Origin of the sequence: Polaromonas sp. (assembly GCF_018780625.1) — a bacterium.
Lineage (GTDB): Bacteria > Pseudomonadota > Gammaproteobacteria > Burkholderiales > Burkholderiaceae_C > Polaromonas.
This window is the reverse complement of sequence record NZ_JADMJK010000235.1, coordinates 12706-20126: the sequence shown is the minus strand read 5'-3', so window position 1 is coordinate 20126 and position 7421 is coordinate 12706. Positions and strand designations below refer to the sequence as shown.

The following is a 7421-nucleotide window of genomic DNA, read 5'->3' as shown; positions in this document are numbered from 1 at the left end:
GGTGGTGGCCCGGCAAGTCGTGGGCAGCCTGTTTGACCGCCACAAACTCAACCGGCACCACATTCGTGCCCTGGTGCAGCATTTGAAAATACGCATGCTGGCCGTTGGTGCCAGGCTCGCCCCACAGCACCGGCGACGTGGCGTAGGGCAAAGCCTGGCCTTGTGCATCCACGCGCTTGCCGTTGCTTTCCATTTCAAGCTGCTGCAAATAAGCCGGGAAGCGGCCCAAGGCGCTGCTGTAAGGCGCAATGCTGCGGCTGCCAAAGCCGTGGAAGTTGCGGTACCAGACGTCGAGCAGGCCCAGTCGCACCGGCAGGTTGCGCGCCAGTCCGGCCGTGCGAAAGTGCTCGTCCATGGCGTGCGCACCCGCCAGAAATTCCCTGAAACCCGCAGCCCCAATGGCCAGCGCGATGGGCAAGCCAATGGCCGACCACAGCGAGTAGCGCCCGCCCACCCAGTCCCAGAAACCAAAGGTGGTGCTGATGCCAAATTCACGGGCAGCCACCACGTTGGTGGTGAGCGCTGCAAAGTGCCGGCCCACGTCCCGGCCACCGTGTGCCTCAAACCACGCCCGCGCCGAATGCGCGTTGGCCATGGTCTCGGCGGTGGTGAAGGTTTTTGAAGCGATCAGGAACAGCGTGCCGGCGGGTTTGACCTGCGCCAGCACGCTGGCCAGCTCCTGGCCATCGACGTTGGAGACAAAGTGAAAGCGCTTGCCCGGCGCGGCAAATTCGCGCAGCGCCCGCACCGCCATTTGCGGCCCGAGGTCAGAGCCGCCAATGCCGATGTTGACAATGTCGGTGATGGCGTCATCGGCCCGCACCTGCTCGGCATAGGCCAGCATGGCGTGCAGGGTGGCTTCCACTTCAGCCTGTGCATCCGCTATTTTATTAATAGCAACTTGTTCCGGTATGTAATGGGCTAAAGGCGGATTTCTTAATAAAAAGTGCATCACGGCACGCTGCTCGGTGCTGTTGATGCGCTCCCCGGCAAACATCGCGTCCCGGTACTGCGCCAGGCCGCATTGCGCTGCCAACGCCAGCAGCAGCGCCTCTACCTCGCCATCGATCAGGTTTTTGGACAAGTCCGCAAACACATGCGGCGCGTCCTGGCTGAAGCGGGCAAAACGCTGCGGGTCGGCCGCAAACGCTGCGTTCAGGTCAAAGTTTTTGCCCGAGGACTGAAACAAGGCCTGCAATGCCGCCCAGGCCGGGGTTTTGTCGCAGCGCAGGCGGCTCATGCGTTGGCCTGCGCTGCCAGCATCAGCTGCTCCAGCTTCACGGCATCCACCACAAACCCGCGTATGCCTTCGGCCAGCTTCTCGGTGGCCATCGCGTCCTGGTTGAGTGCGAAACGGAAACCCGCTTCGTCAAACTGCGCGGCGGGCAGGTCCAGCGCCGCCGCGGCACTGGCGTCCAGCGCGCGCGCCAGCGGCGCCTCGCTGGCGGCCAGTTGCGCCAGCAGATCGGGGCTGATGGTCAGCAAGTCGCAGCCCGCCAGCGCGGTGATCTGGCCCACGTTGCGAAAACTCGCGCCCATGATCTCGGTGGCAATGCCAAAGTGCTTGTAGTGGTTGAAGATCTCGCGCACCGACTTCACACCGGGGTCGTTGGCACCGGCATGCGCCGCCTCGTCCCAGTCGCTGCCGGCCGACTTTTTGTACCAGTCGTAAATGCGGCCCACAAACGGGGAAATCAACTGCACCCTGGCCTGGCCGCAGGCCACCGCCTGGCAGAACGAAAACAGCAGCGTGAGGTTGGTATGAATGCCGCGCTTTTCCAGCTGTTCGGCGGCCTGAATCCCTTCCCAGGTCGCCGCCACCTTGATCAGCACCCGGTCAATGTGAACGCCTTCGGCCTGGTACAGCTCGATCAGGCGTTCGCCGCGCGCCACGGTGGCGGGGGTGTCAAAGCTCAGGCGCGCATCGACTTCGGTCGAGACCCGGCCCGGAATCAGCGACAAGATCTCGCAGCCAAAGCGCACCAGCAGACGGTCCATGATTTCGTCCAGCGGCCGGTCCTTGAAGCGGCGCACGGTGCCCAGCAGCAGCGGCTGGTAATCGGCTTTTTGCACCGCCTTCAGAATCAGCGACGGATTGGTCGTGGCATCTTGCGGCTTGAACTGGGCCAGCTGTTTGAAGTCGCCGGTATCGGCCACCACGGTGGTGTGCAGTTTCAGGGCATCGAGTTGGTTCATGGCAAAAGCGCCCGCCAAAGGCGAGAAGTTGGTTCAAATGAAACACCCCGCCAAATGGCAAACAGGCAGGATGGGGCCGCAATAGAGTTACCATTATGCCCATAGAATATGAAACTTAATTACCAAACCAGGTTTTACCATGAGCTTTGACCTCATCCTTTTTGGCGGCACCGGCGATCTGGCGTGGCGCAAGATCATGCCGGCCCTGTTTCAGGCCTTTCGCCACGGTTCGTTGCCGGAAGGCGGGCGCATTGTGGGCGTGGCGCGCGACGACCTGTCGGACGACCAGTACCGGGCCCTGATCAAGGCCCGCTTTGACCAGGTCGAGCTGGCCAAGCGCCCCAGCGAGGAAGAGTTTTCGCGCTTTGCAGCCTTGCTCGGCTACCTGCGCATGGACCTGTCCAATCCCGCCGACTATGCGCAACTGGCAGCCCTGCTGCAGCTGCGGCCGGCCGACGTGGTGGTGATGTACGTGGCCACCGCGCCCGGTCTGTTCACCACCGTGTGCGAACAAATCGCCGCCGCCGGGCTCAATGGCCCGCAGACCCGGGTGGTGCTTGAAAAGCCGCTGGGCCACAACCTCGAATCGAACCGCGCCATCAACGAAACCGTGCGCAGCGTGCTGACCGAGCAGCAGATCTTCCGCATCGACCACTACCTGGGCAAACCGTCGGTGCAAAACCTGTTTGCGCTGCGCTTTGGCAACTCGCTGTTTGAGCCGCTGTGGCGGCGCGAGCACATTGCCAACATCCAGATCACCATTGCCGAAGAGCTGGGCGTGGAAAAACGCGGCGCTTTCTACGACAGCACCGGGGCGCTCCGCGACATGGTGCAAAACCACGCGCTGCAGCTGCTGTGCGCGGTGGCCATGGAGCCGCCCATCAACGCGCACGCCGACGCGATTCGCGACGAAAAGCTCAAGGTGCTGCGCTCGCTCAAGCCCTGGACGCCCGAAACACTGCGCCAGCACGCCATTCGCGGCCAGTACGCGGGGGGCACCATAGACGGCGAGGCCGTGCCCGCCTACCGTGATGAACCCGGCGTGAACCCCGACAGCCGCACCGAGACCTTTGTGGCCCTGCGTACCGAAATTGCCAACTGGCGCTGGGCCGGCGTGCCGTTTTACATCCGCACCGGCAAACGGCTGGCCGGCCGTGATGCGCACATCGAGGTGAACTTTCGCCCCGCGCCCCACGCCATCTTCAACTCGCCGCTGGCCTGCTCCAACGTGGACAACCGGCTGGTCATCAATCTGCAACCCAAAGACGGACTGGAACTGCACTTGCTGGCCCAGGGCGCCGACCAGCGCCAGGGCGGCACCAGCCGGGGCGCGCCCACCCTGGCGCCGGTGCAGCTCGACCTTGATTTCGACAAGCGCTTTGGCTCCGAACGCGTGGGCGCCTACGAACGGCTGCTGCTGGACGTGATTGCCGGGCGGCTCAACCTGTTTGTGCGCAGCGACGAGCAGGAGGAAGCCTGGCGCTGGGTCGAGCCGATTCTGGACGCCTGGCGCCACGACACGGCCGGACCCCGCCCCTACACGTCAGGCACCTGGGGGCCGAGCGCGTCCAGCGCCATGATTGCCAAGGACAACTACTGCTGGTCTGAAGAAAGTTAACAGCGAAAAAATTACAACACGCCAGTTGTTCACCTTTGTCATTGCGAGCGAAGCGCGGCAATCCTTGCCTGCGCTTTATCGGCGATGGATCGCCACGGCCTGCGGCCTCGCGATGACGAAGGTATGTTGGCGATTTCCACGTACCTTAAGGCTTCCCAATGCTCGACCGAATCAAAGCCTCCCTGCCCTCGCTGGCACCGGCCGAACAGCGCGTGGCCCGGCTGGTGCTGGCCGACCCGCGCGCGTTTGCCAATCTGCCCATCACCGAACTGGCCAGCCGCGCGCATGTCAGCAAGCCCACCGTGGTGCGCTTTTGCCGCAGCGTGGGCTACGACGGCCTGTCGGACTTCAAGCTCAAGCTGGCCGGCAGCGTCAGCGAGGGCGTGCCCTTCATCCACCGCAGCGTGGACATGGACGACAAGACCGGCGACGTGCTGGTCAAGGTCATCGACAACACCGTGGCCGCTTTTTTAAAGTACCGCAACGACGCCAGCCCGCTGGCCTTTGAAAAGGCCACGCTGGCACTGCTGGCCGCTTACCGCGCCGGCAAGCGCATTGAATTTTTTGGCGTCGGCAACTCCGGCATCGTGGCGCAGGACGCCCAGCACAAGTTCTTCAGGCTGGGCATCAACAGCATTGCCTACAGCGACGGCCACATGCAGGTCATGAGCGCCTCGCTGCTGGGCCCGGGCGACTGCGTGGTGGTGATTTCCAACTCGGGCCGCACCCGCGACCTGATGGACGCCTGCGACATCGCCCAAAAAAACGGCGCCACCACCATCGTGATCACGGCCACCGGCTCGCCCCTGGCCAAGGCCGGCAACATTCATCTGGCCGCCGACCACCCCGAAGGCTACGACCGCTACAGCCCCATGGTGTCGCGCCTGCTGCACCTGATGATTGTGGACATTCTGGCCACCTGCCTGGCGCTGCGCATAGGCCCCAAGCTGCAGCCGCTGCTGAAAGAGATGAAAAATAATTTGCGGAGCAAGCGCTATGCGTGAGGCAGCGCCCAAAACCACGCATGAAGAAGTTAACGAATCAGCATCCCCGATTTCCTCCTTCCCGCCTTTGGGGGAAGGTCGGGATGGGGGCTCCTGGCAGCGCTGACCCATGCCGGCAGCCCAACGACTCGTTCCAGCATTCTCCACGCATCAAACCACAGCGGCCCGGCCACTTCCGCTAGCCCCCATCCCCGCCTTCCCCCAGCGGGGGAAGGAGCCATGCGGATTCGGGGGGTAGTGACTCAATACGTTTTTTGCATTCACACCAGCGGGAGCGCCCGCTCCACGATGCCGGCAAACAGCGCCGCGCCCAGCGGCAGCACGCTGTCGTTGAAGTCGTAGCGGCTGTTGTGCAAAAAATGGCTGCCCACGCCGCCTACGCTGCCGCCCTGGCCATCGGGTATCTGCTCACCCTGGCCGAGCCGCAAATAAGCGCCGGGCCTCTGCCTGAGCATGAAGGAAAAATCTTCAGCGCCCATGCTGGGCTCCAGGTTGCGCACCACGTTTTCCGGGCCTACCAGCTGGTCGGCAACACTGGCCGCCAGCAGGTACTCGGCCGGGGTGTTGATGGTGGCCGGGTAAATGCGTTCGTAGTGCACGGTGGCCGTGGCGCCAAAGCCCTGCGCCACCCCGGCGCACAGCTCTTTCAGGCGGCGCTCCACCAGGTCTTGCACCTCGGGCCTGAAGGTGCGCACCGTGCCGACCAGCGTGGCATGGCCGGGCACCACGCTCATGGCGCCGGGGTCGCCGGCCTGCACCGAGCACACGCTGATCACGGCGTTGTCCATGGCTTTTACGTTGCGCGACACAATGCTTTGCAAGGCCGTGATGATGTGCGCGGCCACCAGCACCGGGTCGACCGTGAGGTAGGCGTGCGCACCATGGCCGCCCCGGCCCGTGATCTCTATCGTGATGCGGTCGGCGGCGGCCATCATGGGTCCGGGGTTGATGCCTATGGTGCCCGGCGGCATCGCGGGCCAGTTGTGCATGGCGTAAATCGCCTGCACCGGAAAGCGCTCGAACAGCCCGTCCTTGATCATCGCATCGGCCCCGCCCCGCCCCTCCTCCGCGGGCTGAAACACCAGCACCGCATCGCCGGCAAAGCGGCGCGTTTCGGCCAGATAACGGGCAGCGCCCACCAGCATGGTGGTGTGGCCGTCGTGGCCGCAGCCGTGCATCAAGCCAGGCTTTGAAGATTTCCAGCCGAACTCGTTGTGCTCGGTCATGGGCAACGCATCCATGTCGGACCGCAAACCCACCATGGGCCGCAGGTCAGAAGTCAGCGCAGACTTGAAAGCCGCGCCGGTTTGCTGGCCCCGAATCACCGCCACCACGCCGGTCTTGCCGATGCCGGTGTGCACCTCGTCCACGCCGCACAGCCTGAGCGCGTGCGCCACCCGGCTGGAGGTGTAGACCTCTTCAAAGCCAAGTTCGGGGTGCGCATGCAGGTCGCGCCTGAAGGCGGTCAGCTCCGGGTGAAATTCGGCAATTTGCGCAAACGCGCGGCCGTTGGCGCGCAAGCCGGGCGCGCGCAAGGGCGCCCCGGAAGGGGGCTGCAGGGTGTCGGGGTCAATCACAGGAGGCCTCATGTTGTTCCTTGCCAGGGCGCCATTGGCGCAGGCGCGTGCTGTCATCTTCGCCCAAGACATCCAAAGCTGGTGAAGATACCGCTGTTTCTGTTGCGCCGAGGCCGCAGGCCGTGGCGATCCATTGCCGAAAAAGCGCAGTCATGGATTGCCACACTTCGCTCGCAATGACAGCGGTAGATGGCGCCGGTTCCCGTTTGCCGCCATTGGCGGGTGCAGCCAGGATGCACGGTGATGCAGATTCCAGATTCGTCTGCATGGCCTGCCTGCGCCTGTGCAGAAAGATGCGGGAATAAAAAACCATCGGCATAGGGGGCATGCGCAGGGCTGTCGAACTGTGATGCCCAGGTCTAGCCTAATAAGTTAAAAACCGCATCACTTGAAAACAAGTCATGCGGATATTAAAATAAAGATAAATGAACCAATCCGACCACATCCTTGACCTTGCTCGGCACCGGCGTGTGCTGCGCGCAGCAGATGTGCAGGAGCACGGCTGGTCGCCACAACTGCTGCTCAGCCTGCACCATGCCGGCAAGCTGCAACGGGTGGCCCGGGGCCTGTACAGCCTGCCGGATGCTGAAATCACCGAGCACCAGACGCTGATCGAGGTGTGTCAGCGCGTGCCCAAGGCCGTGCTGTGCCTGCTGAGCGCGCTGCAATTCCACGGTATTGGCACCCAAATGCCCCATGAGGTCTGGGTTGCGCTGCCGGAGGCCACACAGACCCCGGCGCTGGACTACCCCCTGCTTCGCATCGCGCGCCTGCGGGGCCAAGCCTATTCCGAAGGCATCCAGACCGTGACAGAGCACGGCACGCCAATTCGCGTCTACAGCGTCGCCAAGACGGTGACCGACTGCTTCAAGTTCCGCAACAAGATCGGCCTCGACGTGGCACTGGAGGCGCTCAAAGAGTCCTGGCGCAGCCGCAAGGTCACCATGGCCGAGCTGAACCACTTCGCCAAGATCAACCGGGTGGAACGGGTGATGCAGCCTTACCTTGAGGCGGTGGCAGCATGAG

General features: G+C 63.5%; 7 protein-coding genes. 3 read left to right on the top strand and 4 right to left on the bottom strand.

Features of this window, described 5'->3' with window-relative positions; translation table 11 throughout:
• Together pgi and tal are read right to left on the bottom strand one after the other, a co-directional pair.
• Positions 1–1240, bottom strand: a 1240-nt coding sequence (gene pgi / locus IV091_RS16810) for a glucose-6-phosphate isomerase (protein WP_293470405.1), incomplete at its 3' end; no start/stop codon positions are given.
• Positions 1237–2196 (bottom strand): transaldolase, encoded by a 960-nt coding sequence (tal, locus tag IV091_RS16805; RefSeq protein ID WP_293470404.1) that lies wholly within the window; start codon positions 2194–2196, stop codon positions 1237–1239. The genes pgi and tal, both read right to left, overlap by 4 nt.
• Positions 2197–2335: 139 nt before the next feature.
• Here tal and zwf point away from each other — a divergent pair, with 139 nt between their 5' ends.
• Together zwf and IV091_RS16795 are read left to right on the top strand one after the other, a co-directional pair.
• Positions 2336–3814, top strand: a complete 1479-nt coding sequence (gene zwf / locus IV091_RS16800) for a glucose-6-phosphate dehydrogenase (RefSeq protein WP_293470403.1) — start codon at positions 2336–2338, stop codon at positions 3812–3814.
• Between the two features lie 158 nt (positions 3815–3972).
• A complete protein-coding gene (locus tag IV091_RS16795) occupies positions 3973–4818 on the top strand; it encodes an SIS domain-containing protein (RefSeq protein WP_293470402.1) in 846 nt (281 codons plus the stop codon).
• 260 nt (positions 4819–5078) lie between these two features.
• On the opposite strand, the gene IV091_RS16790 is transcribed toward IV091_RS16795, so the two are convergent.
• Both IV091_RS16790 and IV091_RS16785 read right to left on the bottom strand, forming a co-directional pair.
• A complete protein-coding gene (locus tag IV091_RS16790; protein WP_293470407.1) occupies positions 5079–6353 on the bottom strand; it encodes a M20 aminoacylase family protein in 1275 nt (424 codons plus the stop codon).
• A 34-nt stretch (positions 6354–6387) separates the two neighbouring features.
• Complete coding sequence (locus tag IV091_RS16785) at positions 6388–6714, bottom strand: hypothetical protein (RefSeq protein WP_293470401.1); 327 nt, start codon at positions 6712–6714, stop codon at positions 6388–6390.
• A 106-nt stretch (positions 6715–6820) separates the two neighbouring features.
• Here IV091_RS16785 and IV091_RS16780 point away from each other — a divergent pair, with 106 nt between their 5' ends.
• Positions 6821–7420: an AbiEi antitoxin N-terminal domain-containing protein gene (locus IV091_RS16780; RefSeq protein ID WP_293470400.1), complete on the top strand. Its 600-nt coding sequence runs from the start codon at positions 6821–6823 to the stop codon at positions 7418–7420.
• The last annotated feature ends 1 nt before the right edge of the window (position 7421 follow it).